General features: G+C 42.4%; 15 protein-coding genes and 2 pseudogenes. 9 read left to right on the top strand and 8 right to left on the bottom strand.

Going from position 1 to position 25,225, the window contains the following annotated elements; translation table 11 throughout:
- Positions 1–80 precede the first annotated feature (80 nt).
- A complete protein-coding gene (locus tag ACYRY3_RS11650; RefSeq protein ID WP_460201832.1) occupies positions 81–1,316 on the bottom strand; it encodes a type IV pilus twitching motility protein PilT in 1,236 nt (411 codons plus the stop codon).
- Positions 1,317–1,533: 217 nt separating this feature from the next.
- Here ACYRY3_RS11650 and ACYRY3_RS11645 point away from each other — a divergent pair, with 217 nt between their 5' ends.
- From ACYRY3_RS11645 to ACYRY3_RS11630, 4 genes are all read left to right on the top strand, one after another.
- On the top strand, positions 1,534–2,688 hold the full coding sequence (locus tag ACYRY3_RS11645) for a DUF58 domain-containing protein (protein ID WP_460201831.1): 1,155 nt from the start codon (positions 1,534–1,536) through the stop codon (positions 2,686–2,688).
- A 637-nt stretch (positions 2,689–3,325) separates the two neighbouring features.
- Positions 3,326–4,177: a hypothetical protein gene (locus tag ACYRY3_RS11640; RefSeq protein WP_460201830.1), complete on the top strand. Its 852-nt coding sequence runs from the start codon at positions 3,326–3,328 to the stop codon at positions 4,175–4,177.
- A gap of 71 nt (positions 4,178–4,248) precedes the next feature.
- Positions 4,249–6,273 carry an HAD family hydrolase gene (locus ACYRY3_RS11635; RefSeq protein WP_460201829.1) on the top strand — a complete coding sequence of 675 codons (2,025 nt, stop codon included), beginning with the start codon at positions 4,249–4,251 and terminating at the stop codon, positions 6,271–6,273.
- Between the two features lie 162 nt (positions 6,274–6,435).
- A complete protein-coding gene (locus ACYRY3_RS11630) occupies positions 6,436–7,602 on the top strand; it encodes a glycosyltransferase family 4 protein (RefSeq protein WP_460201828.1) in 1,167 nt (388 codons plus the stop codon).
- Here the strand turns inward: ACYRY3_RS11630 and ACYRY3_RS11625 are convergent.
- Positions 7,599–7,739 (bottom strand): hypothetical protein, encoded by a 141-nt coding sequence (locus ACYRY3_RS11625; RefSeq protein ID WP_460201827.1) that lies wholly within the window; start codon positions 7,737–7,739, stop codon positions 7,599–7,601. The two genes, ACYRY3_RS11630 and ACYRY3_RS11625, sit on opposite strands and share 4 nt — an antisense overlap.
- 421 nt (positions 7,740–8,160) lie before the next feature.
- On the opposite strand from ACYRY3_RS11625, the pseudogene ACYRY3_RS11620 reads away from it, so the two are divergent.
- Positions 8,161–8,391, top strand: a pseudogene (locus tag ACYRY3_RS11620) (ferredoxin-thioredoxin reductase catalytic domain-containing protein); the annotation flags it as partial.
- 551 nt (positions 8,392–8,942) lie between these two features.
- Here the strand turns inward: ACYRY3_RS11620 and ACYRY3_RS11615 are convergent.
- A complete protein-coding gene (locus ACYRY3_RS11615) occupies positions 8,943–10,127 on the bottom strand; it encodes a class I SAM-dependent methyltransferase (RefSeq protein WP_460201826.1) in 1,185 nt (394 codons plus the stop codon).
- Between the two features lie 570 nt (positions 10,128–10,697).
- Between ACYRY3_RS11615 and ACYRY3_RS11610 the strand changes: the two genes are divergently transcribed.
- Positions 10,698–12,743, top strand: coding sequence for an ankyrin repeat domain-containing protein (locus tag ACYRY3_RS11610; RefSeq protein WP_460201825.1), 2,046 nt, complete (start codon positions 10,698–10,700; stop codon positions 12,741–12,743).
- Positions 12,744–13,133: 390 nt separating this feature from the next.
- Positions 13,134–16,526: a phycobilisome rod-core linker polypeptide gene (locus tag ACYRY3_RS11605; protein WP_460201824.1), complete on the top strand. Its 3,393-nt coding sequence runs from the start codon at positions 13,134–13,136 to the stop codon at positions 16,524–16,526.
- Positions 16,527–16,878: 352 nt separating this feature from the next.
- Here ACYRY3_RS11605 and ACYRY3_RS11600 read toward each other — a convergent pair.
- From ACYRY3_RS11600 to ACYRY3_RS11580, 5 genes and pseudogenes are all read right to left on the bottom strand, one after another.
- Positions 16,879–17,634, bottom strand: a pseudogene (locus tag ACYRY3_RS11600) (dynamin family protein); the annotation flags it as partial.
- A 246-nt stretch (positions 17,635–17,880) separates the two neighbouring features.
- Positions 17,881–19,962, bottom strand: a complete 2,082-nt coding sequence (locus ACYRY3_RS11595; protein ID WP_460201823.1) for a dynamin family protein — start codon at positions 19,960–19,962, stop codon at positions 17,881–17,883.
- A 2-nt stretch (positions 19,963–19,964) separates the two neighbouring features.
- Positions 19,965–20,303: a DUF3040 domain-containing protein gene (locus tag ACYRY3_RS11590; RefSeq protein ID WP_460201822.1), complete on the bottom strand. Its 339-nt coding sequence runs from the start codon at positions 20,301–20,303 to the stop codon at positions 19,965–19,967.
- Between the two features lie 207 nt (positions 20,304–20,510).
- On the bottom strand, positions 20,511–21,710 hold the full coding sequence (locus ACYRY3_RS11585; RefSeq protein ID WP_460201821.1) for an argininosuccinate synthase: 1,200 nt from the start codon (positions 21,708–21,710) through the stop codon (positions 20,511–20,513).
- 315 nt (positions 21,711–22,025) lie between these two features.
- A complete protein-coding gene (locus tag ACYRY3_RS11580; RefSeq protein ID WP_460201820.1) occupies positions 22,026–23,000 on the bottom strand; it encodes a cation diffusion facilitator family transporter in 975 nt (324 codons plus the stop codon).
- 326 nt (positions 23,001–23,326) lie between these two features.
- Here ACYRY3_RS11580 and ACYRY3_RS11575 point away from each other — a divergent pair, with 326 nt between their 5' ends.
- Complete coding sequence (locus ACYRY3_RS11575; protein ID WP_460201819.1) at positions 23,327–23,989, top strand: hypothetical protein; 663 nt, start codon at positions 23,327–23,329, stop codon at positions 23,987–23,989.
- A 109-nt stretch (positions 23,990–24,098) separates the two neighbouring features.
- Positions 24,099–25,109, top strand: a complete 1,011-nt coding sequence (locus tag ACYRY3_RS11570) for a glycosyltransferase family 2 protein (protein ID WP_460201846.1) — start codon at positions 24,099–24,101, stop codon at positions 25,107–25,109.
- Positions 25,110–25,225: the final 116 nt, after the last annotated feature.

The following is a 25,225-nucleotide window of genomic DNA, read 5'->3' as shown; positions in this document are numbered from 1 at the left end:
TAGTAGTTGTTTGTTCGCTACTACCTACTAACTATTAACTATTGACAAATGACCAATGACAAATGACCAACTACAATCCCTTATCGAGGATTGTAACTATAACTCCCCTGAAAGTCCCGCTTTGTAGAACGAGATGGGTCGAAACCGTCATTGCGGGCGCGACGACGCAAGTCACCAAGGTCGGGTGAAGCACTGACAGCATCTTCAATACTAATTTGACCGGTTAGCATCAATTCGCAAAGGGCGTGATTCATGACCTGCATTCCTTCGTCGGTGCTGCTTTCCATGAGTTGGAATGCTTCTACCTCTTCACCCTTGAGCAAGTAATCTTGCATTGCAGGTGTATTGATGAGAATTTCTTGGGCTGCTACGCGACGACCATCGGTTGTGGGAAGCAGCTGTTGGGCAACGATCGCAACTAGTGAGTCCACAATTTGCACCCGCATGGCTGCTTGCTCTTCGGGGTTGTAAATGTTAAGCAAGCGATTGATAGCGCCAATGGCGTTTTTGGTATGGAGAGTTCCTAAAACCAAGTGACCGGTTTGTGCTGCTTTCAAAGCGGTATCAACAGTAATGCGATCGCGCATTTCACCAATCAAAATAACATCTGGGTCTTCCCGCAACACTGACCGCAAAGCTTGATGAAATTCATGGGTATGCAAGCCTACTTCCCGTTGGCTTATCAGGGATTTTTGAGAAGTATGAACGTATTCTATGGGATCTTCTATAGTGACAATGTGTCTTTGCACCGTCTCATTGAGATGGCGAATCATAGCTGCTAAAGTTGTCGATTTTCCTGAGCCAGTTGGTCCTGTAACTAAGATTAATCCTTGTTTGTGACTAATAATGTATTTAAGGATTGGTGGCAAACCCAAACTATCAATAGAAGGTACCTGTAGGGTAATTAGCCGCAATACCATTGCGCCACCACTTAAGGTTTCAAAACAATTAACACGACAGCGCAGGAATTCAGGATAATAAATTGCGGTATCCAGTTCTTTAGTTTCTGCAAACCTTTCTCTTGCAGAAGGAGACAGAATCTCTTCTAGATAAGCCTCAAACATTTTTGGCGAAACTTTCCCGGCTTTTTCATAGCTAACCATTTCACCCCGAATCCGAAAGCGGGGAACTTCTCCTACTCGAATATGGATGTCGGAGGCATGCTGAGTATAAGCATCGCGTACCAATTGTTGAATAGAGAGAGAGATGGTCTTGTTTGGAACTTGCTCTACTCGTTGCAGGAGGTGATTTGGCGGAGGTGGTGGTAGATGGGGTATTTTTGCATTCTTAAACCGCGACGTTAAATCGTTATCCATTTGAGTTTCCTGGGGTAGATGTGGAATAAACAGGAACGGTTAGTTCAGCCAAGACAAAACTAACTGGTTTTACCTAAATTAACCGTAAACTTACCTAGAGTACTAATTTAATCCCATCCTCAGTTAATCCACTCGTTTCATAATTTATCTTCATCAAGTCTTTAGGGAAACCCTTAAGTAATGCCAATTTGAAGATTTGTGGGTTAGCTTGGTTTACATGAAAATCATTAAAAATATCACTAACTGGTTGGAAACCCGCGCTTGTGCCCCTGCATACAGTGGTTGGGTGTTAATGGGAATTGCTATTTGTTTTTTCGCGGCTGGAATTAATACAATGGCTGGCTGGCTTTATGCCATCAGCGGTGTCAGTTTTGCTTTGTTAGGCTTGGCAGTCGTCTTACCACCGCGATCGCTTTTGGGTCTGGTTGTGAAACGTCTTCCTATCGAACCAGTGACAGCAGGAGACGATTTCACGGTTGAATTAGAAATTTTCAATCAGGCACAACAACCTGTAACTCTGCTGCAAGTTCAGGATATGCTGCCCTTTGTTTTAGGAAAGCCCGTACAGAGGTCAATTGAAAAAATTTCCATTGGAGAACATTATCGTTGGGTATATCACCACCCAACAAAGCGGCGGGGGATCTATCGCTGGCAATCCGTTGAATTGGTAAGTGGTGCTCCCTTAGGGTTGTTTTGGTGCCGCCGTTTTCGTGATGCTGCTGTCATGGCAATTGTCTACCCCAAAATACTACCCCTTACCTCCTGTCCCCTTATAGATGAAATGGGAGAGGAAGATAGTAAAAGGGGTGACCCCCGTGGCAGACCTTTACAGACAGCCACCCAAGGGCTAACTCGCTCCCTGCGTCCTTACCATATAGGAGACCCCATTCGTCTCATCCATTGGCGCACTTCTGCCCGTTATGGAGAGTTCCGAGTGCGGGAGTTAGAAGTGGTTACAGGTGGCCAGGAAATTATCATTGCTCTGGATAGTGCTGGCAATTGGAATGAAGAGAATTTTGAACAAGCAGTGATTGCTGGGGCATCACTGTACTTCTATGGCGCACGACAGCAAATGCAGCTAGCACTGTGGACAGCATCAACAGGGTTAATCAGGGGTCAACGTGTTGTTCAAGAAACCTTAGCAGCGATCGCATCTAATGAAGACGCTAGTACACTACGTCCCAACTCCCCCTTAATCTGGCTGACACAAAATCCTTTAACTCTCTCTTCTTTACCTAGCGGTAGTCGTTGGGTTCTATGGCAAGATACTTCTGCACCACACGAACAAGTGGTAGTCAATAGGGATTACCCAGGAATAGTGCTTGACGCTCAACAACCACTCCAACCCCAATTGCAACAAAGGTTAAATTAACTGGAGTTGCTCTCTAAAATACACAATCAGACAATTCTGTCCGGATAATCAGGGGAGGCAGGGGAAGAAAAATGATACCCCTGCTTATCTTCTTCCCATCAAATTCCGTAGGAAAGGATGGCTAAGGTTGTATCAATTAAAATCAGTACAAAAAGATGAGGCTATAAATACAGATACAGTTAAAATTCCTGTTTAAAGTATCAACACATATCTCCCATTATGTATAAAAAATCCATAAAGCGAACACATATTCGTTGACGGCAAAAGAACAAGATAATTAGTATATACATATACGACCGGGGTAAACACATCTTAACAATCATTGACAAGAATATGATTTTATAAATTGTTTGCAACGTAGGCTTTTGCTGCTAAATGCATCAGGAGTTATCGCTTGGATTGTTAAGATTCAACATGATAATTGTTAAGCAAAGTTCATAATTATCGTGAATTGCAATAGTCTGAAAAAACAGAACTGCGTCCAACAGATAGATTGTTATTCTTGTCAATAGCATTCAAGATGCGCTTGCCTTGGATATACATCTTCAAATACGGATGCGGAATTATCAATAGCAAGATAATTGTCTTTCAGAACCTGCGTCTAAATACTTTTTACATTTTTCACACAAATTTAAAAATGGTAAATATAGGCTATCACAGTGCTAGGATTCAAGGGCAAGTACTTCGTTCCTTGTATAAAGCTTTGCTCGTTAACTTAGTTAATACTTCTATCGAACAAACTCGGAAAGTTCCAATAAATGTTTACGCCTTATCATGCGAGCGAGATTTGCCAGAACAGGTGGTAAGTATTCGGTCATTTATCCGTTATATTGGCATTCCAGATACATTCACTGTCATTTCTGATGGAAGTTACACGGATGCCAGTCGTGATTTGCTTTGCCGCATACATCCCTGTGTTAAGGTGATGCCTATAGAAGAACTTATTCGAGCGGATATACCTAAATGTGTCACTCATTATGCCCAGCTACACCCAATGGGCAAAAAGTTATCGGCATTAATGTCTATTCCTGTTAACGGTACAACTATCTACACAGATTCAGATATTTTATTTTTTCCTGGCGGAATTGACTTACTTGATATAGTTTATTCTGACGATAAATACAATCGATATCTACCTGATTGCGCTAATTCACTAGATAAGCGAATTCTTTACGAGGCTGACGAAATATTAAATCCAATCAACGCAGGATTTATTGTATTCAAGCATGAGTTAGATTGGAGCTTTGCTACTGAACGCTTGGCGTATCTTAGAGAACCTCCGGGCTATTTTACTGAACAAACCATCGTACATTTGACAATTCATAAAAATCATGGCAAGCCGCTGTGTAAAGAACGATATGTTCTCAGCGTAGAAGACCAGTTCATCTATCCAGATAAATTTGCTAGTAAAGAAATTGCTTTAAGACATTATGTTAGAGATGTCAGACACAAGTTTTGGTTGAATGCAGGGTTATATAGCTTTTCCTAGTCATTTGAAAATAGTTGCGAGCAGTGTTAGAACGCAGTCACCGAATTTAGAACCCATCATTCAGCGAAGAAATGAATACAATACAAATCTCCTCATTTGACGTATTTGACACAGTTCTGACGCGAGTCGTTGGAGCACCAAGGGCAATCTTTCTTCTGCTAGGTAAACAACTCGCTAGCCAATCGCTGATTAGCTGTACGCCTGAAGCCTTCGCTCATGCTCGTATCAAGGCTGAACACCGAACCTACGGAAATGTAGGTGAAAAATGTTCTTTATATCAAATCTATATAGAACTTGCTATTGCGCTGCGGCTCACCGATGAGCAACGCGACAAAATGATGCACCTAGAATGTGTCCTGGAGTCCGAACTCATTCGCCCCGTTCCGATGGCAAAGAAACTTATACAAGCTGCCCGCGACCAAGGCAAGCGTGTAGTTTTCGTTTCCGATATGTATTTGCCACCGGAGTTCATCAAAGAGCAGCTAGTGCGTCATTCGTTCTGGGTACAAGGTGACGAGTTATATGTATCTCACGAATACGGAAAATCCAAGGCAACAGGTCAACTTTTCCAAGAGTTGATAAGACGTCAGGGGATTTCACCTGGACAAGTATCTCATTGTGGTAATGATTTGCGTGTTGATGTCCAAGGAGCCAAAAAGGTTGGACTGAAAGCTCAGCATTTTAACGAAGGCAACTTGAATCGGTATGAAGAAATACTTGAGTCTTATTCTTCTGCCACAGAGGGTTTATCTTCTGCTCTAGCTGGGGCTTCAAGATTAACGCGTTTACAAGTCCCAGTGTCATCCTCAAAAGAAGAGGCTCTGCGTGATGTTGCAGCTGGTGTGGTTGCACCTATATTGGTTGGTTATGTTCTCTGGGTGCTCCAGCAGGCACAGATGATGGGCTTAAAACGGCTCTACTTTGTGTCGCGGGATGGTCAAATTTTGCTGGAAATAGCGCGTAGATTAGTTGGTAAGCTTGAAGTTTCTTGCGAGCTGCGCTATATCTATGGCAGCAGGCTAGCTTGGAATATGCCAGCTGTCGCCAGTCTCGATCGCAAGCAAGCATCCGAGATGTTGCAAAGATCGAGTTGGATTTTGGATGGCACCACTGACGTTTCTATTCGGGACTTTTTTGCTCGGGTTTGTATTGCTCCTGAAGAAATTAGCGATTGTTTGGCTAGCGTTGGATTCAAAGAAGAAGATTGGTTCCGAATTCTCAGCCCTCGCGAACAGCAAGCTTTGCATCCATTGCTGCAAAACGACAAGGTCATTGAACTGATTCTTCAGAAAGCAGAACAGAAGCGACAACTTCTGATGAAATATCTGGAGCAAGAAGGAATGTTAGACTCAACAACCAAGGGGTTAGTTGATGTCGGTTGGTTTGGCAGTTCCTATGATTCCCTGGTCGCGCTGCTCAATCCTGAGGGAGCTACACTCAATGCGGGTCTATTTTTTGGACTCAGAAGCAATCCCAAAGACAATGTATATGACCCTACCAAGAAAGGCTATTTCTACGATCTGCGGACAAGGACTGGGTTGAGTGAGGGGTTACCTCATTTGGGTATGGTTCCTCTAGAAATGTTTTGTAGTGCAGATCATGGTACTGTCGTGGGCTTCATGGAGGAAGGCGATCGAGTTCGACCAGTTTTCAAAGAAGAACGCAATCAAAAGATTATCGACTGGGGTCTACCACTTGTGAGAAAGGCAATTTACTCTTTTACAGAGAATTTGCTACTTGATGCAAGCTTAATTAATTCATGGTCAGATGTGCGTGAGGCTTCTGGAAATGTGCTTCAGTCCTTCTGGTTCAATCCTTCTTATATTGAGGCGCAGGCTTGGGGCGATTTTCCTTGGGAGAAAGGTCATAGTGATAAGACTGATTCTCTTGCCCAATCCTACAACTGGATGGATGTCGCTAAATCTTTTTTGACTGCGAGATTAGCTGATAATCCAGGAGTCTGGTTAGAGGGATCGATAGCCCGGAGTTCTTCACCAATCCCAAGTGCAATACAAAGTTTTCTCCGCTATCGGAGCTTGCTCTCAAAAATCAAGCAAAGTTTGCCTCAAAAGCAATTATTAATAACTGAATCTTGATATACCTTCAGTGTCGGAATTGGGGTGTATACGAGATAGTTGAAAAATATTGCCATTTCACCGGGAGCGCGGATTGTGTTTAGTTCCCGGAATTGGCTCTATTACCAACTATTAATAGGAAAAAAACAAGCAGATCGCCTTAAGAATTAGGAACAAAGAGTAATGGTTAATTTAATTAATAATGGCACTATAATTCAAGAACAATTTACTGAACTTGGGGTTGAAAAAGACTCAATTTATCATTGTTCTGGTTTTCCCATAGGTGAAGGTGGGGGCGCTGAACGTTATTTGGCTTATCTTTTTTCTCGTCAGTTACCTGGTGTTAGCTCGCGTATTATTAAATCACTCGACACTATTGACCAGAGTCAGGTAAAATTGCTGCACATCCATAGTGCAGAGTTTTTATGGGAACTAACCGGAGAATGTTTGGCTATTTTTACAGCTCACAATCACACTCTCTACTGTCCTAGCGGAACTAAATATTTAGCAGGTCAAAGCGTAATTTGCGATCGCAATTTTTCTTATCTGGGATGTATGTGGGGCAAAGTAGTCGATGGCTGTGGTAGCCGTAAACCTGCGAGAATAATTAAAGAATTTCAGTTCACTCACGATCTCCTATCTCTTGTAAAAAAACTTAAAGTTATTATCATAGCCCCGAGTGATTACGTCCGGAACCAGCACATTAAAAATGGTATACCCGCTCACCAAGTTATAACCCTGCATAATGGAATTGCTGTTTCTGAAACACCTACTGCACCCCTAAGTGTAGAAACACATAAAAATCATAGAATCTTGTTTGCTGGGCGGATTGTTCCTGATAAAGGGTTGGAATGGCTGCTCAAGAGTTTGGCACAAACTGATGAGCGCATTCACCTCGACATTGCAGGTGACGGGTGGGATCGACCCAGGTTAGAAAGGTTAGCAAACTCCCTTGGTTTAAATAATCGTATTACTTGGCACGGATGGTGTGAGAGTCATAAGTTAAAGTCTCTTTATCAAGAGTGTTTTGCAGTTATTTTCCCGAGTGTTTGGCCTGAACCTGCAGGTTTGGTTACCCTTGAAGCTTATGCTCACCATCGACCTGTTATTGCCAGTGCGGTAGGTGGTATCCCAGAATACATGCAAACAGGAGAAACAGGTATTTTGGTTCCAGGTAATGATATTCAAAAACTAGCGCAGGCGATTACTGAGTTATCTACAGATTATCAAAAATGCGTTCGCATGGGTCAACAAGGTAACGCTTTGTTAATGGAAAAATTTACTATGGATGTTCACGTGAAAAAGTTACAAAAAATTTATGAAAAAACCGTAACGGAATTCTATTCCTAAGTTTTAGGGGCTTCCAAATCAAAAACTATCCCAAAATCTCTTGAGGGTAGGGGTTCTCCCCAACCCTCAATACAGAACGGGCGAGACGACAGTAGGGGCGAACAACCGTTCGCCCCTACAACTTCGTTACGTACCATTTTTGTTAGTTTTGGTAAGTTTTATCTTAAAGATAGTAAGGTAGGCTATGCAATACAGCAGCAATCAAACGTGTAGCATAGCCCAACCTACATTTGTTACTAACCAATGACAAATGACTAAGGACGATCCTTACTAGTTACGTTTTTCTTACCGACCTACTTATATTTGAAAAGCGCCTTGATAATCGAATCAAATTTTGTCAATTGAAAACTTCAATAAACGCAAAGAAACTTAATTTGCGCGATCGCCACTCAATGTAGCAATTCTTCTCTTCCCTGCGCCCCATCCAGTTTTCACCTAATTGATTAAGTAAAATATACAGGCTGGATGAATGGGAAGACGGGGAAGTTCCCCCAGTTGTACCTTACATATGCTGCGGTACAATGCGAAGATATGTTTAAATTATGAGTAGTCGATCCCATGATTTCACCAGAAGTTAATACAACATCCAGCGAGCATAGCTTGGAGGCAATGCGCCACTTTTCCGAACAATACGCGAAGCGCACGGGAACTTACTTCTGTAGTGAACCCTCTGTGACAGCCGTTGTGATTGAAGGGCTTGCCAAGCATAAAGATGAACTAGGAGCTCCTTTGTGCCCCTGTCGCCACGATGAAGACAAAGAAGCGGAAGTCAAAGCCACTCAGCTGAATCATATCACGATTGGGTAACAATACTTTAGAAAAAAACAATTAACTTATTGTCCGGAGAAAAGTAGCAGGGTAAATGTGGCAGCTTAAAAACGATTTTCAACACGGAATATGCGGATGACAAGGACAAATTCATACCCTTTTGTCCATAAATTCCGTGTCGGAAGTTGTGGGGAGATAAGGACTCGTAGAAGAGAAAAGCACAAATTCCCTTTATTCCTATTTTACCTTTTTGGTTCCCTTCTGTGCCCTAATGTTGGCAAGCTCAAATTTAATACTTCGTTCTTACAAACTTACACTGAAATAAAAAACGAATGATAACACAAAACGGACAAAAAATAACCGCTTCAGCAATATGTTTCCATCAGGCGGGGAATCAATCCAATACGTAGGTTGGGTTGAGGAACGAAACCCAACACAACGAAACCGAATGGAACGAAACCCAACACAGAGGGCGTCTGTATATTCTTTGTTGGAGATGTTTGTGTGTTGGGTTTCGCTGTCGCTCAACCCAACCTACGTCTACGTTGTTTGTCGCAGATGTTTATGTGTTGCTACCGATTGGGTGACAGCATAATCAACTGTTGCTTTAAGAGTTCTCTCACCCTATCTAACTCTAACTGCGTATTTTTCAAAATCTCTCCTACTGTTAACTCCCCATTGCAGCTTTGTAAAAACTCTAGCTCCATTGGAGATAGGTTAACAAGTTGATAATCGTAGTTGAAAATACACTGGTTGGGAAAACCTTCTATACAGGGGTTTCTCTCTGGAGTTGCTGCGAGTATTGTTTCTGAATCTGACCAGTTTGCTTTAGGCAAGGGTGGACGACTTAAGAAAAATTCGTAGTGAGTGACTTCTGGATCTAATAATTCTATCAGGCGGTAGCGTTGGCGATCGCTGAACTTATTTGCCCGTTCTACTAACTCTGGTGCTTTACCCAAAAGTCTGTCTAACTGCCAAAAACTGGGATTTGAAAAACCAACAAAATCCAATCCTGAAGCATCAATGAGTTCAAACAATGTTTCTATGTTGTAATCTATTTCCTGGGGATGTACGTACATATCCGCAAAGCACTCATCCCGCTGATTCTCCAATAACCAACGTTCCTTTTCCCGCTTCAGAATACGGTTATTTTCAGGTAAGGAAGCAAATATCTGTCGTCCAACCGCTACACCATCGCGATAATCGCCCCGCTTTTCGCCCTGAAGGAGTGCGATGGCTTTTTGCATCAGTTGAATTTCCCAACGCCCCAATTCTCCGTAAACAAAGATGTGCATCAAGCCACCAGGGGCTAACTTTTTTGCCAAAGCTTGAATTCCACGAATTGGGTGGGGTAAGTGGTGAAGTACACCCACGCAGTTAATCAAATCAAACTCACCCGGTAATTGTTCCACATCATACAAGCTGAGATGGTGAAATTCAACTCGGTTTGCCCCAGAACGTTGGCAGCGTTCCTTTGCGACATCCAGCGCCTTAGCACTGAGGTCAATACCAACAACATGGGCTGTAGGATTGAGATGAACCAGGTATTCTGTTCCAACCCCCGTACCACAGCCCGCGTCTAAAATCCGGATATCTTGCTTTTGAGGTTTCTGACCCGTACAAAAGTTATAGGCAGCCAACCAATTCCAGCGCCAGTTGTAACCTGGAGGTGGCTCATCTAATAAGGGTTCAGGGGGGAAGGGGTAGGTATTGTAAAGTTTGGCAACAGCAGCGCTAATAGTTTGAGAGTCCGACATAATGAGCCTCGGGCAAAAGTTTTTATGCCTTTAAATTGGTAGTCTAGGGCTATACAAGCAAAGCCTACCTGGGCAGGGTACATATATTCTTAGTGCAACATACAACATAGCGCTTTTCTCCACCTTGTAACCCAATCATTCAATTGTTATCATTATCGGTTTTCTGTCTTTCTCGACCTCTGTAGAAATTGATACAAATATCTAAAATTTATGGTGTAAACTTTATTGTAAATGCAGTAATTCTACTGAAATAGAAATTTTGAATTTGAAGAATAAATTTACTACTTTGCATAAAAAAGCAAGCTTGTTAAAAATGGACTACCATACCAGTTCAAAATAAAAGTTAAACTTCTGCGTGATTTTGAAGACAAGTCAGTGTGTGTCTTTATTGACTAAAAATATTTATTATAAACAAAAATTTAACTAATTTAAAAAGCTTGTTCACAATAGCTAAATAATGCGAGAATCTGGAAATATTAGAAAAAATCATGGCAACCACTGATGGCAAAGATTTTGATGGCACTTAAAAATTAAAAAGTATTTAATCTAAATATCAAAATGTCTATTATAATGAACAGTTTAAGTGGTCAGATGGAACCTGAGCCAAACGTTATAAGTATCTACGAAACTATTGTGGCTGGAGACATTTCTAAAGTGAGAGAATTTATTGATAGTGGAATTGATGTCAATTGCTTGGACTCTGAAAGTGGTTGGACACCCTTAGAAATAGCAGCAAATGAAGGCAATTTGGAAGCGATAGAAATTTTGCTAGAGGCGGGTGCTTCTGTTCACAAAGGTGCGTCTACTCCATTACACTTAGCAGCTAGTAATGGTTTTACACAGGTCGTTAATTTATTACTGGAAACAGGAAAATACGCAGAAAAAAAGAAAAACCAGAAATTTTACAATGCGTTCCTAACGGCGATTTGCGGGGGTTATCTTGAGATCGTGCGATCGCTACTTGCTGCTGGTGCTAATGTTAACCAGGTTTGGGATTGTGGCAGTAGCTTGCATTACGCTATACAACAGGGTCACAAAGCCATTGTGGAATTACTTCTAACAGCAGGTGCTAGTGTTGATATTCGAGATCCGGATGAATACGGTTACCAATTCACTCCCCTTATGGAAACTGCAACTGAAGTTAGAGATGAGACTGGTGAAATTGCCAAGATGTTGATTGCAGCTGGAGCAGATATTAATGCTAAGGATATCAATGGTCGAACTCCATTGATACTTGCTGCAGAATTTTGCAATGCTGAAGTTGCTGCCATACTTATTCAAGCTGGGGCTGATATCAATGCAAAGGATAATGACGGTAATACTGCTTTAATGTATGCCTCAAGAAATGAAGTTTTAGAAACGGAAAATTATCTAGAAACCTTTGGAAGCTCCCTTGATAATCTCAAAATAATGAGACGCATCAGTATTGCTAAAATGTTAATAGATGCGGGAGCTTCAACAGAAGGCTTGATGGCGATCGCTTTAGTAAAAGCAGCAGAACAAGGTAGCCTATCAAAAGTTCTAGATTTTATTGAAACTGGGGTTAATATTAATGCAAAAAATTCTTACGGACAAACAGCTTTAATACAAGCAGTAGAGCAAAACCATATTGATATTGTTGCAACCTTAATTAAAGCTGGCGCTGATGTTAACTTAGGTGAAACTGATGGGACAACACCTTTAATGAGGGCAGCTGAAAAAGGTCATATTGGAATTGCTCGAATGTTAATCCATGCAGGATCTCATGTAAATGCCCATAATAAGTACGGACATACAGCGCTTTTCTATGCCCAACAGGATAATTTTTCAGCTATTGTTCAATTATTACGCAAGTCGGGAGCTAAGCAATATCACAATACTCCAATTTTACAAAGACTGGGCATTGATAGCAGCAATTTAAACGATCGATACGTTTTGGTACAAGCCCCAATTGATGATGTATCCAGAGCCCTATCTCAAATTAGGAATGCTACAATTTGGTGTCGCGATGTCTTTGAAAGAGAAGTCATCCTCACGGATGTTTGCTTTGTAGTCTTTCGGTTCTTTGGCCATCATTGGACATTGATTCATGAAGAAAATATGACTTTGTCCTATCATATCGGGAATGGCAAGCAGGAGATTTTGGAGGAGCAACTTCAGGATATGTTGAAAGTAGAAGACGCTCAAGCTCTCTCCAAATTATTACAAACAAAAGCTATTTACTACGGTTGTAACTGTACAACTAATAATAGCAGGTACGAGCTATTTGACAAGGGCGAATGCCTCGAAGAGTTCTACTACTCTTGTAACGAGAATTTTGCGGATGAAAAACTGGTAAGTTCAGACGAGTGCCTGATCGCTCATAAACACTTTCGATTCCGTTCAAAGTTGCGCTATCTCAGTTTAGGTGAGATTGTCAAGCATCAATCAACTGAGGATGAGGACTTCGACAAAGAATCTTCAGTCTCAATTGACAGCTTCAAATTTGTAGATGATTTTTTTAAAAGTCAAAACGCTTATATTCCAGCTTGGGGAAGCCATGGATGGGGTAACAATGCAGGTCGGCGAGTGACTCTAAGTGTCATTGGTCTCGACCCTGAGGACGTAGAACGTATGGATTTTATTGCGGTGAAGTAGAGAATGGGGTGTTTCTCGCAGTTCAACCGTACAAAAGCAAGAGAGTCAATGAACGGGCTGGATGTAACAGTTGGTGTGGAGGTGCGTTAAAAAGCGCATCTCCAAAACAAGTTAAAAATTGTAATATTTATTTACAAATTTTCATAAAATTCTCAGAGACGTTGAAGCACGGACTTTGAGACCTGATACATAAGAACTACAGTTTCTACATACTTCTTAATAAAGCCCCTGATAAACCGCAAAACGTTCTAATCTAAAAGCTGACTGGGTTAATTTTTTCTGGCAGTCTTTAAGGCGGCACTCTTTAGGCATAACCACACGCCCGTGTCAAGCCTGAGAGCAACCCAGACTTAACACAAGAAAAAATATGATGGGAGTTTTACAAATCCGATGAGTGTTAAGGCAAGTGGTGGAAGCTCAGTTGCGCGTCCGCAACTATATCAAACCCTAGCTGTATCAACAATTTCCCAAGCAGAGCAGCAAGACCGCTTTCTGGGATCTGGCGAACTCAATGAACTGGCAAACTATTTTGCATCGGGTGCAAAGCGTCTAGACATCGCCCAGACGCTCACGGAAAATTCAGAGATTATCGTCTCTCGCGCTGCCAACCGTATTTTCGTTGGTGGTTCGCCAATGGCTTTCTTAGAAAAGCCAAGGGAACCCGAGATGGCAATGGTTGCTGCTGGGAACGTCAAAGAAGGTATGAAGTTGGGAACTGTCACCTATGTTGAATCTCGTGGTGGTTTCCTAGAAAACTTACGTTCTATCTTTAACAGCTCGCCCGGTGCTCCAATTCCTCCAGGGTTCCGACCCATTAACATTGCCCGTTACGGTCCGGCAAACATGGCGAAGAGCTTGCGAGACCTATCGTGGTTTTTGCGCTATGTGACTTATGCGATCGTGGCAGGAGACCCCAACATTATCGCTGTCAATACCCGTGGTCTGAGAGAAATTATTGAAAACGCTTGTTCCGGTGAAGCCACAATTGTGGCTTTGCAGGAAATGAAACTAGCAGCGCTTTCTTATTTCCGTAAAGACCCTCAAGGGACAGAGATTGTATCTCAGTACATGGATGTTTTGATTACAGAATTCAAAGCACCCAGCCCTTCGAGTAAACTGCGCCAACGTCCGAGTGGCGACCAACAGGGTTTACAACTGCCTCAAATTTACTTTAATGCGGCAGAACGGCGTCCTAAGTTTGTGATGAAGCCGGGATTGTCAGCAACAGAAAAAATTGAAGTCGTGAAAGCGGCTTACCGACAAATCTTTGAACGCGATATTACTCGCGCTTACGGTCAGTCCATTTCTTACCTGGAATCTCAGGTGAAAAATGGCAGCATTTCAATGAAAGAATTTGTCCGTCGCCTTGGCAAATCTCCGCTTTATCAAAAACAGTTTTTCCAACCTTTTATCAACAGCCGCGCCCTAGAACTCGCTTTCCGCCACTTCTTAGGACGGGGACCAAGTAGCCGGGAAGAAGTACAGAAATACTTTGATATCGTTTCCAGCCGTGGTCTACCAGGTCTGATTGATGCTTTGGTAGATTCTCAGGAATACGCCGATTACTTTGGGGAGGAAACAGTACCCTACATCCGGGGTTTGGGTCAAGAAGCCCAAGAATGCCGCAACTGGGGACCTCAGCAAGACCTGTTTAACTACAGCGCCCCCTTCCGCAAAGTTCCTCAGTTTATTACACTGTTTGCTGACTACGAGCAGCCACTGCCCGACCAGCATCCATACGGTTCTGGTAACGACCCATTAGAAATTCAGTTTGGGGCAATCTTCCCGAAAGAAACTCGGAACCCAAGCAACCGTCCTGCTCCTTTTGGGAAGGATACCAAGCGCATCCTGATCCATCAAGGACCTGGTATTAACAACCAAAACAGCAATCCCAAAGCAAGAGGTGAATTCCCCGGTAGTTTGGGACCCAAAGTGTTCCGTTTGGATCAACTCCCCGGTACAAGAGGGAAAAAATCACCCACTGGAACCAGTGTTAAATTCTCGGAAAGCTCAACTCAAGCTCTTATTCGGGCTGCTTACCTACAAGTTTTTGGTCGCGCTGTCTACGAAGGTCAGCGTCTGAAGGTAGCAGAAATTAAGCTGGAAAACGGTGAAATTTCCGTAAGGGAGTTTGTCCGTGCTTTGGCTAAGTCAGACTTGTTCCGCAAGCTGTACTGGACTCCGCTTTACGTCTGTAAAGCAATTGAGTACATCCACCGTCGCTTGTTAGGTCGTCCTACTTACGGTCGTCAGGAAAATAACAAGTACTTTGACATTTGTGCTAAAAAGGGTTTCTACGCGCTGATTGACGCCATTATCGATACCCAAGAGTACAGTCAAGCATTTGGTGAAGATACAGTTCCTTACGAACGGTATTTAACTCCTAGCGGTGTTGCACTGCGACAACTTCGTGTTGGTAGCATTGGCGAAGATATCGGCACTAAGGTAGAAAAGCAAGAAACACCCCGCTTTGTGGAACTGGGTGCCGTAAAAGAAATGCGGACGGAACCAGATATTCAGTCCCGCATTAGCCAAGGTGTTAGCAAGAAGCGCGAACAAACAAAAGTCTTTAAGTTGGTAGCAGGCAATAACGATAAAGTTGCGATAGGAACTGTTATCGGTGCTGCGTATCGTCAGATTTTTGAGCGCAATATTGAGCCTTACGTCGCCCAAAATGAATTCTCATCGCTGGAAAGCAAGTTGGGTAACGGTGAAATCACCGTTAAGGAATTCATTGAAGGGTTGGGTAATTCTAACCTGTACCAGAAAGAGTTCTATACTCCTTACCCCAACACCAAGGTCATTGAGTTAGGCACAAAGCATTTCCTGGGACGCGCTCCGCTGGATCAAGCAGAAATCCGCAAGTATAATCAAATACTGGCTACTCAAGGACTGCGTGCGTTTATCGCGGTAATGGTGAATAGTGCGGAGTATCTCCAAACCTTTGGTGAGGATACCGTACCTTACAACCGCTTCTCCACCTTCCCTGCGGCTAACTTCCCCAACACTCAAAAGCTTTACAACCAACTGACCAAGCAAAGTAAGGACATTGTTGTCCCCAGCTTTGAGCCAGTGAAACCACGTATGGATGTCGCTCAAATGCCAATTTTGGCGAAGGCGATCGCAGACATGGCAGCGAAGGCTCGTGAAATTGACAAGAGCAAGCCACTGTTTATTGAACTGGGTCGCTCCTATAACGATGGTCGCGGGCAATCAGTTGAAGTGGGTGTGGGTACAACCCGCCGCAAACCAGCACGCATTTACCGCATGACAGTTGGTGCAAACCAAGCAGAAATGCAACAGGTGATGAACGCCATTTACTGTCAGGTATTGGATGTGTTTAGCGGTCAAGTTCCCCAATACTTCCGCCGTACTGACTTAGAAAGCCGACTGCGGAATGGAGAAATTTCTGTCAGAGAGTTCGTTCGCGAACTAGCAAGTTCAGAAATCTATCGCAAGCGCTTCTACACCCCCTATCCCAACACCAAAGTTATTGAGTTCCTCTTCCGCCATATCTTGGGACGCGCACCAGCAACCCAAGCGGAAATTCGCCAGTACAACAAACTGCTGGCTGACAGTGGTTTAAAAGCTGCTGTAGAGGCACTGGTCAATAGTGCGGAGTACTCTCGCTACTTTGGTGAGGATGTGGTACCTTACTACCGCTATCCATCTCTACCCGCAGGTAACTACCTTGGCAGCGTGAAGGCAGCAGCTGACCTAGTGAAACAGTCTTGGTCTAGCTTGTCTCCTTCTCTGCTGACTGGTCGGTCTAACTTGCGTTAAGCGAAGTTAGCCAAAAATTAAGAGTCAAGAGTCTCTGTAGAGAAGCGCCATGGCGCTTCTCTACACCAGATTGTTGACTGAGTTCGCTGTTGCAATATTTCTTAATGTTGCATTCAGATTGCAGTTGCAACAGTAAACATGAAAAACAATGTTACAAAGTGTTAAGAGCAGTCATATTTGCTCAACATAATGCCCGAAAATAAATCCGGAAGGTAGATGAGTTCAAAAGCTTGTGTACGACTTTTGACACAAGCAAACTCCGCCAACCAAATTAAAGTCGCACCAGTTTAACTAAAGTTCTGGTTTCATTAGTTCTGGAGGAATCCATTAATGAGTATCGTCACGAAGTCCATCGTAAAGCGGGTAAAGCATCAACACGATATAAATTACTAAAACCAGGTGGTAATTCTGCTCGAAAGCTTTCAGCAACAAAGCGCAAACGGTTTTGAACTTGTTTTTGGTCTTCTGGATCGAGTAAATTAATAAAGTTGGCAACAAAAATAACTGTTTTAATACTACGTTCTAGCAGCCAATCTCGCAAGTTTTCTCGCTCTCCTAAAGTCATTAACTTGCGTGCATCTAGCAATTGTATTACTAAGTCTGCACCTAAAAGTTCTTGGCGTACCAAATTATTTTGTTCTTCTCTGTCGTTGGTTCCCGGTAAATCTAAGAATTCTACACCTGTATCTAAAAAGGGATGAGGACAAAAAACTTCTACAGATGCTACATCATTTCGCATCCGCCTGTCACCATCCAAAATTGCAAATTGCTTTAAAATTTCAGTTCCATTACGATAAATTTCATTACCATCTATTAAATTAATCCGAGTTCTCAGACTAGTTCCATACTTAACAATAATTGTAGCACCTGTAGTAGGAATTAAATCTATTGGTAAAGCGCGATCGCCCAACATGGCATTTATTAAAGTAGACTTGCCATGATTAAAGGGTCCAAAGACCGCAATCCGAAAGTTAGGATTGATAAGATGATTGCAGATGGTAGTAATATCTTGTTGTAATTGCGATTTTGGCTCTAAATTGAGCAATGCAGATGCTGCTTTTAGAGTATCTGCCAGTTGTCGGTAATCTACTTTTTGTTGTGATTGCATACTTTTCTTCTTCTCCTTCCCATGCTTTGTTGAAGTAAGTCGGTAAGAAAGAACGTAACTGGTAAAGGTCGTCCTCAGTCATTTGTCATTAGTAAGGATTTCAGATGCATTTACATTTTGTAACGTATTTCTGTTTATTGACACCGACTTACTTAATTCTTATGTTTTAGATTGCTGATATCCCCGGCTTATCTAAAAAGTCGGGGAGCTACCAACCTAACCACTTAGAATTAATAACATGAAGCACTAGCTGTAATAAGCTAGTAAATCGTTGTAAGCTGACTCGACGGTTTGCAATTGTGCAAAAATATCTTCCTCTAACTGTTTCAACCGCTTCAATTCATTATCGCGGTTGATTTCGCGAGTTTCCTTTTGCTTCAGCAAATTATCCAACTCCGATTTACGGGCAGAGATATCATCATTAATGCGCTTGCTGACTTCCTTTTCATAAGAGTCAAAACACTCTTTTACCGCCTTGTGAACTGTATGCCATTGCTCTTGCGCCACCTGTGGCAGATACTTCACTAACTCTTTCTTTGCTGTTTTCACTAACTCTTTTCGTGCTTGATCTGCCTGCAAAACGCCAACACCCAAGCCTAGCAAAGCAAATCCAATAGGTCCGAGTAACATCCCCGTGACTGCTGTAATTATTCCCCCAATACCAACAACAGTGAAGTAGTTCAATAGAATATTTTTCCAGTCAAAACCTACGCCAGCCATTGCAACACCAGCTAGGTTACCGCGAGATAAGGATAACAAACCCATTGCCCATTTTGCCCATTTAGGAGCATTATCTTCTTCGGTCGTTGTGGAAGTGTTAACCTGAACTTTTTCACCAGTCAATTGTTCTGTAATTCGGTCTGTCACTTGATTGTAAGAAGCGCCATATTGGGCAGCACTTCTTGACAGTTGGGCAAAGGCTGCATTAATGTCTTTTTCAGCAGTCAAAGTCCAAGCAGCAGCTTTATCATTGATGTATTGCTCAAAAGCTTTCTGCAATGCGGCGTTAAAGGCTTCCCGTTTCCCACGACTTAAAAAATCAAACAGATTTAATTCTGGCTGATAGCGAAGGAAATCGGTTTCAAAGGTATTGCCTAGGTTTAAAACGTAGTTCCGGAAAGAATCTGCAACAGCTTTGGAGCTTGTATCCCTCGTGTTTCTAATTTCTTGCTGGAATTGGTCGTGGATACTTGTCAGTTTTTTAAATTCTGGTTCCACAGAGTTAATTCTTGCTCGCAATTGATTGACATCTTGGTCAAGTAATGGTATTCTTCTTTCAATCGCTTCACGAGTGCGATCGCAAGTTTGTCTCGCTAATGTCCTGACTTGACGCAGTTCGGCGATCGCTCTTTCCCTAGTGAGAAAAGTATTTAGCGCACCCATAAATTCGGTAAAGCCAGTTCCCTCTAAGGAAGCCTGAGGATTTTTCAATCTTCGGCGCAGTGCTTGAATTGAGGAGATTTCAAACACTCGTTCATCATAGATGTCATGACCGTCTACATAACAATATTCCGACAAATTCGCTCGAAAAACTTTCCGTAGTTTATCTTCTGCTGCTTTTAGTTCCTCTTCGTCATCAGGATCGATCAATGATTCCTTCACTTGGTCCCAAGCATTAATTAAAAAGAAAACTGATAGTCCTCGACCTTTAATATAGTTTTCCAGATAGCGCCTTTCCCCAAGCGTACAAGGCTGTGATGCCCTCATGACAAACAGAATGGCATGACAATTGTTAACGTAACCTAATGATAGTTCGTTTCTTGCTTCTGTATCGTTCAATCCTGGACTATCAACAATTTCAATACCCTTAGACAGGAGTGGTAATGGGTACTCCACCACTGCATAATCAACATCTGGGAATGCTTGTTTTTTCTCTTGCTCTAGTTTTTTTGCTTCTTGTGGGTCGATAGTATATTTAAATTTAAAGCTTTGAAAGTCCAATTGTTGTGGGCTTTTGCCATCATTAAAGTAAACAGTGACTTTTTTTTCCGGTCCGTAACGTAGAACTGTCAATACTGCCGTACAGGGATTAACATCGCTTGGTAGTAAATTCTCACCAAGTAAAGCGTTCAGTAGCGTACTTTTACCCCGTTTCATATCTCCCAAAACGAGCAGGCGAAATACACCAGTACGCAGATTTTTACTAGCAACTCTAATGTCGTCAATATCACGTTCTAAGCTAAGTTTTCCTGATGCTGTGTCTGCAACCACTTCAGCTTTGTTAATTGTGTCAGCTATATTATTTAAAGCAATAGCAACTTCAGCCCGAACTTGAACAACACGCTCTAAATCATTGAGAAAACTATCAGTTCCTGCTTTAACAACCATGTTTATTTTTTCCTAAAAATATTTTTACTTTTTGAGTCGAAGAAAAGTTTATAGGTAACAAAAGACAATAATCCAATAATGACAATTCCTGCGAAAAATGAGGCTACTTTAACAGCAACAATTGTTACCACCCCAAGAGCAAATAATTTAGCTCCTAAAACAGCTTTTTTTTGCCACAGTTTTTCAGATCCTTCAGACTGATGCTTGACAGTTTGATAGACCTTTGCATCTTCAGCACTCATTTGAGTTTCTAACTCACGCAGTCGCATTTCCGTGTCTTTTTCCCGGAGTTGGCGCTCAACCCGTTCTAAGTCTTTATACTTATCGTCTGGAGATTTCACCCTAGGTTACTCCATTAAATCAGGATAATACTAGCAATTAAAATGCCTGATAGGTAAAATAACTGACATGACTTTATATTTACATCAGTGCAAGTACTGTTTTTGTAGTAGTTAGTAGTTAGTGGCTGTGACGTTAATCTAAAACGAAGCTTTTACCACTATCCACTAACTACTATCCACTATCCACTAACAGTGACGAACTTGAGACTACCTTCCCTGCTGTGCCCAAATACGTGTTGGTAGCCCCCAAACGTAGATAAAACCTTCAGCCGCCTTATGGTCGAATTTATCTTCAGCACCGTAGGTGGCTAAATCAGGAGTGTAGAGGGTATTCTCGGAAGTCCGCCCAACAATGGTAGCGTTGCCTTTGAAGAGTTTTACCCGCACGGTTCCAGAGACTCGCTCTTGCGTCTTTTGCATAAAGGCATCTAGTGCAGCTTTGAGAGGGCTATACCACAGACCGTTGTACACTAATTGACTGTAAGTCTCTTCAATCCCACGCTTGTAGTGGGAAACATCTGCGGTCAAAGTCAAACTCTCTAAATCCCGATGTGCCTGAATTAACACGAGCATTGCAGGAGCTTCGTAAATTTCCCGTGACTTGATACCTACCAAGCGGTTTTCTATCATGTCAATGCGTCCGACACCGTGATTGCCAACTACCTGGTTAAGTTGTTCAATCAGCTCAACTGGGTTTTGCGGTTCACCGTTGATTGAGGTGGGAATACCCCTAGTAAAACCAATTTCGATATACTCTGGCTCGTTGGGAGTATCGGCAATAGCTTTTGTCATCGCATAGATTTCTTCTAGTGGTTCCACGTTAGGGTCTTCTAAAACCCCTGCTTCTATACTCCGACCAAGCAAGTTTCGGTCAATACTGTAGGGTGAGGATTTTTTTACTGGTGCGGGGATACCATATCGTTCACCGTAGGCAATGGTTTCTTCACGGCTCATTCCCCATTCCCGTGCTGGTGCAAGTATCTTGAGATTGGGGTTTAGGGCGGCAGTCGAGACATCAAAGCGCACTTGGTCGTTACCCTTACCAGTGCAACCGTGAGCGATCGCATCAGCACCGTATTCCTCTGCTGTTTCTACTAATATCTTAGCAATCAACGGACGGGCAAGAGCCGTTCCCAGAGGATAGCGATTTTCATACAAAGCATTCGCTTGAATTGCTGGAAAAGCGTAATCTTTGACAAAACTCTCTTTAACATCCACCACCAAAGATTCACTTGCACCTGATTTCAGTGCTTTTTCTCTGACCGGTTCTAATTCATCGCCCTGACCTAAATCTGCGGCTAAGGTGATGACCTCTTCTACACCCCACTCATTTTTGAGGTAGGGAATGCATACGGAAGTATCGACTCCACCAGAATATGCCAAAACAACCTTTTTTGCGCGACCCATGTGTTTCTCCACTTGCTGAAACAAAAGCAAAGCAATGAGTCACTATTTTACGTATAAATTTTGATTTTATACACATCAAAAATTTCCTAATAATTGTAAAATCTTATACACATTTTCCCGAAATTGTATTATGGAATTAGAAAAACTGGTGCCTACATATGTCTCTCAGCATTAAGGATTTGGAAAAACTGCAAACCCAACTTAGGGAGGTTTCTGAACTTTGGCCCATTGATTTTGAATAGCTTTCGATCGGAATTTATCTCCAAAGTGATTTGGGAAACCCCCACCATAATCTTGGATTTGGTGGGAAGGATGTCACTTTTTGGCAGATAACATCGAAACTAGATTTTGCTTAAACAAAGGATGGATTGGGAGAGTTGATAGGGATGTTGGGCTGGTGAGTTGCAAAGTGGTTTCGTGAATGCCAAAAGTTTCTTGGAGATGGGTTTTTAATTGCTTGAGCAAGCGATCGCGTTCCTCAAGAGTAGTACACTCAGTTGTTATGTGAGCGCAAAGCATCACCAGGTTTGGGCTAATTCTCCAAATACGGAGTTTGCTTACCTCCACAACTTGAGGGAAGGATTTTAAAGAAGTTTCTACCTGTACTGGATCGATTGATGGTGGTGCGTACTCTAAAAGAATCAAGAGACTTTCTCGAAGCAGTGGCAAGGCACTGAAACCCGTAAAGCCAGCAACTAATAGACTAACAACGGCATCTGCCCAGAACCAATCCCAAAGGTGAATCGCTACAGCTGCAAGAATAACACCCAAGGAACTAGCAGTATCTGCGATGACATGAAGCAAAGCACCCCGCACATTCAAGTCGTTGTGAGAGTGGGGATGAAGCAAAGTGATATTGAGGAGATTGACGATTAAGCCTATCATTGCCACGACTAACATTGGTAAGCCAGAAATGCCCTCTGGGGTTTGAAAGCGGTGGATGGCTTCCCAACAGATAACAAGAGCAATGACAAGCAAGGTTAACCCGTTTGCTAAAGCAGCTAATATTTCAATGCGGCGATGACCAAAAGTTGCCCTTTCAGTAGCGGGTTTCTCTGCCAACCAACTGGCTAGTAACGATATTCCCAAGGCTGCCACATCAGAGAGAATATGTTCTGCGTCTGCCTGTAAAGATAAGCTGCCGCTTAACAAACCCACACTCCACTCTGTCATAAAAAACCCAGTCAGCAAACATATAGTTATTGACAAAAGCCGAGTTTTTTGCTTATTAGAAGTTACTTTTGTAACACCATCTGAACAAGGGCATTCACACCTTTGAACTGAAAGCATGGCTTACCACCTTGTATAAATTATCTTTTTAAGAAGAAAGGTATATGTTTGGGATAATAACGCCCAGCAATAAATTTTTAGTGGGTATTGCTTGACAACTGACGCTTTAGGACGATGCACAAGTTCCTCTATGGCTGTGGAAAAGAATGAAAACGCTCTAGGTAATTTTACCGCTTTCAGAGAATAGTTGTTATTAAAATTACGTAAAATTACCTTTACTTTATAAGAAATTCATCAAGGTTCTCTTCGTTTGTACGTATTATTCTGGTTGAGCGGTGCGATTATCTTTACACTCAGTTTTTTAAACTAAAAAGCAAAGGACTATTATGCTCCGTCAAAAAGTCAAATGGTTCATTTCGGTAACCTTAACTTTACTCGGTTTCGGGTCAAGCATAAAAACTGCAACTGCACAGACTACCTATGAATTTACAGCCAACTATAGCACAGCAGTCGAAATTAATGAATTCAGACCAGACTTGGGTATAATCAGGGCAACCATAACAGGTGAGAGTATCGGTGCTCCTTTCGGATTGGAATCTTTTATCAGCAATACTTACGGGCAACTTCAACCCTCAAGCAATCCATCTATTCTCAAATACAACTTTAATTCAGATCCTGGGGCATTTGGCTTGACAAATTTACCTGTATTTGCTGACAGGTATTTTGGTGGTTCTAATGAATTATTTGGAAGAGCCAGCGATAGCGCTGAAATTAATTTAGCCGAAGGTACAATTAGGGGTGGTGGTAATATAACTATCTTTGATGGAACGGGTATATTCCAAAACGCCACAGGTACAATAACTTTTACCCAAGAGGACAGACTTGGTCCTCCAGGAACGCCCTCTCAGGGTCTCGCTACACTAAACTTCTCTATCCGCACCCCCCGCACAGTTCCAGAACCAACAGCTACCACAACGCTAGTTGCTATAGGTCTAACTGGAGCATCTCTCATTCTCAGTCAATCCCGTCGTAAGGGTAGTTCTAACTGATAAAACAGCCTTGCTGCTTCTAAACGACTAAAACACCTTTGTTGTCAAGGGACAAAGGTGTTTCAGCTGTTAGGAACAGTGTAGGCGCTACGGCTGTCCTATGCTAAAGATGGGCAATATTATTGTGGGTGAGTTTGTGTTTTTTAGCGTTGTTATTCCGACTTACAATCGCAAGCCAATTTTGGAAAAGTGCCTGAGAGCCCTGGAAACTCAGAAACTGGGAGATGATGTAGGGACAAGAGGTGACGACGCGTCAAGACAAAGCGGGGCGTCTGTTCAAGGTTACGAAATTGTCTTGGTGGATGATGGATCTACTGACGGTACCTTAGAGTGGTTGTCAGCACACAAAAGCGAGTTTCCCCACGTACAAACATTTTGTCAAGACCACAAAGGACCTGCGGCTGCTCGAAACTTGGGAGTAGAAAAGGCGCAGGGAGATATTATTATTTTTATTGATAGCGATTTAGTTGTCACAGAAAATTTCCTGCAAGCCCATGCTAATGCACTAGCCCAAGGACACAAACAATTGGGAAGCGATCGCTTCTTTACCTATGGTGCAGTCATTAACACTTGCAATTTTGCCAATCCTACAGCTGAACCCTACAAAATTACCGATTTTTCCGCCGCTTTCTTTGCAACGGGTAATGTAGCGATCGCAAAACATTGGCTGGAAAAAGTAGGTCTTTTCGACACCAGATTTCAACTCTATGGTTGGGAAGATTTAGAACTAGGTATTCGCCTCAAGAAACTGGGTTTAAAACTTATTAAATGTCCGGAAGCTGTAGGCTATCACTGGCATCCACCCTTTAGTTTGGAGCAAATTCCCCGCTTAATTGACAAAGAAATTCAACGCGGGCGGATGGGCGTTTTATTTTATCAAAAGCATCCAACCTGGGAAGTGCGAATGATGATTCAAATGACTTGGTTACATCGCTTACTCTGGGGAATTCTCTCACTAAATGGCACTCTAAATGAGCGGACAATGGCTCCATTTTTGCAATGGCTGATTAATTTAGGTAAACCTCAGTTGGCGTTAGAAATTGCCCGAATTTTTTTGAACTGGTATAACGTCAAGGGTGTGTATGAAGCTTATTACGAGGGTTTAGGGACTGGGGAATAGCCAGTAGGGAATTTTCTACCTTGTATTTCGTATTTTTTCACAGTTCGTTACTCCCGACCTAGCACTCCCCATTCCTCAAAATGTGTTAACCTTGTATGGTTCAATAATCTCGCACA

This window comes from Scytonema sp. NUACC21 (assembly GCF_054684315.1).
This window is presented reverse-complemented; position numbering and strand designations above follow the sequence as displayed.